Source organism: Lacinutrix cladophorae (assembly GCF_053604645.1).
In genome coordinates this window covers 1-1001 of sequence record NZ_JBSHNR010000055.1, presented here as the reverse complement: position 1 = coordinate 1001, position 1001 = coordinate 1, and the positions used below count along the sequence as shown (strand labels likewise).

The following is a 1001-nucleotide window of genomic DNA, read 5'->3' as shown; positions in this document are numbered from 1 at the left end:
AACAATGCATATATTTTATTGCTAGGTTCTAGCCTGCTTACGAAAGTCCTCGCGGACTTTCTATTCGGTTTTTATTTACTAACTTAGTGACTTAATCACGCAACAAACCATATGCTAAACCGTTAGCACCAATATAAACTGAACCTTGAACACAAAAACATTATTCCGAATATTTTTAACATCTGGATTCATTTTATGGATTTTATCTTGGATTGGAGATTCTAAAGGAATACTTCCTGTATCAACTTATGGAATGATTTTTTCTGCTCTTTTAACTGGAATTGGAATTTATTTTTGGTTAAAACCTTATAAAGGAAAAAGAGGTCACTATCCAAAGTTTTTAAAAATTTACGGAAATTCATATGAGGAAATGAGAAAGAATCCATTCAATGGAATTTTCTTTATGGTTAGACATTTGCTTAAATTTCACACTCTAATGCTAATTTTTTCAATGATTTTAGTGTTTATCGGATTTATAACTATTGGACAATCTGAACCTGTAAAAACAGTTCAAAACTATTGTGAAAACAACTCTGAAATAAATAAAATAACGGGGAAAATTAATCATTACGGAATTTTAAGAAATGTTAACTCTAAATGGAGTTCTGAAACTGGAACTTCTGAATTATCATTAATTTTCGTTTCTGATAACGGAGTTTTTAATGTGTCATCGAAATTGGAAAAAGAAAATGGCGAATGGAAAGTAAAAAAACTGGAACTAAAAGATAGAAATACTGGTGCTAACAACGTGTATAATTAATGGCTAGTTCTAGCCTACTTACGAAAATCCTCGCGGATTTTCTATTCGGTTTTTATTTGCTAAATTAGGTGCTTAAACACGCCGCTAATCATACACAAACCCGTTATAAAAAATAGCTCAGATGAACCTCTGAACTATGAAACAAACATTAATTCAAAGATTAATATTTAATTACTTCTCACTCTGCTTTTGAATTTTCTCTTACTCATTTCTGATAATAAATAATGGATTCATTTTTTTT

General features: G+C 29.9%; 1 protein-coding gene. It reads left to right on the top strand.

Annotated features, from left to right (window positions below; all coding sequences use genetic code 11):
* Positions 1-145: 145 nt before the first annotated feature.
* On the top strand, positions 146-760 hold the full coding sequence (locus ACVC3Y_RS00400) for a hypothetical protein (RefSeq protein ID WP_452225764.1): 615 nt from the start codon (positions 146-148) through the stop codon (positions 758-760).
* Positions 761-1001: the final 241 nt, after the last annotated feature.